Source organism: Nocardiopsis sp. KDC1DS13DA1 (genome assembly GCF_055632325.1).
This window is the reverse complement of record NZ_JBVMUY010000007.1, coordinates 1-841: the sequence shown is the minus strand read 5'-3', so window position 1 is coordinate 841 and position 841 is coordinate 1. Positions and strand designations below refer to the sequence as shown.

Sequence of the window (841 nt, the reverse complement as noted above, 5' to 3'; positions counted from 1 at the left end):
TGGGCAACGTCAGAATCCGGATCAACGCCTCACGATCCAGATCATGCACACTCGTGATCACCGGCAACCGACCCACGAACTCCGGAATCATCCCGAACTTCAACAGATCCTCCGGCATCACCTCACCGAACAACGACGACTCGGCCACCTCCGACCGAGGCCGCAACACCGCGTTGAACCCCATCCCCTGCTGACCCGTCCGCGACTCGATGATCTTCTCCAGACCCGCGAACGCCCCACCACAGATGAACAACACGTTCGTCGTGTCGATCTGGATGAACTCCTGATGCGGATGCTTACGACCCCCCTGCGGCGGCACACTCGCCGTCGTCCCCTCCAGGATCTTCAACAACGCCTGCTGCACACCCTCACCCGACACATCCCGGGTGATCGAGGGATTCTCACTCTTACGAGCGACCTTGTCCACCTCGTCGATGTAGATGATCCCCGTCTCGGCCTTCTTCACGTCATAGTCGGCCGCCTGGATCAACTTCAGCAGGATGTTCTCCACATCCTCACCCACATACCCCGCCTCCGTCAGCGCCGTGGCGTCCGCGATCGCGAACGGCACGTTCAGAATCCGCGCCAACGTCTGCGCCAACAACGTCTTGCCCGACCCCGTGGGACCCAGAAGCAAAATGTTGGACTTGGCGATCTCCACACCCTCGTCACCGGGACGCTCACCCTCCGAACGCACCCGCTTGTAGTGGTTGTACACCGCCACCGACAGAGCCTTCTTCGCCTGCTCCTGACCGATCACGTACGAGTCCAGGAACTCGTAGATCTCCCGGGGCTTGGGCAGACTGTCCCACGTGAGCTCGGTGGCGTCAGCGAGTTCCTC

The 841-nt window shown here is 61.1% G+C and carries 1 protein-coding gene; it reads right to left on the bottom strand.

The window, feature by feature from the left end; all coding sequences use genetic code 11:
• Positions 1-841: ATP-dependent Clp protease ATP-binding subunit ClpX (gene clpX, locus ACTVAJ_RS06410; protein WP_470387134.1), on the bottom strand; the 841-nt coding region annotated here is incomplete at both ends.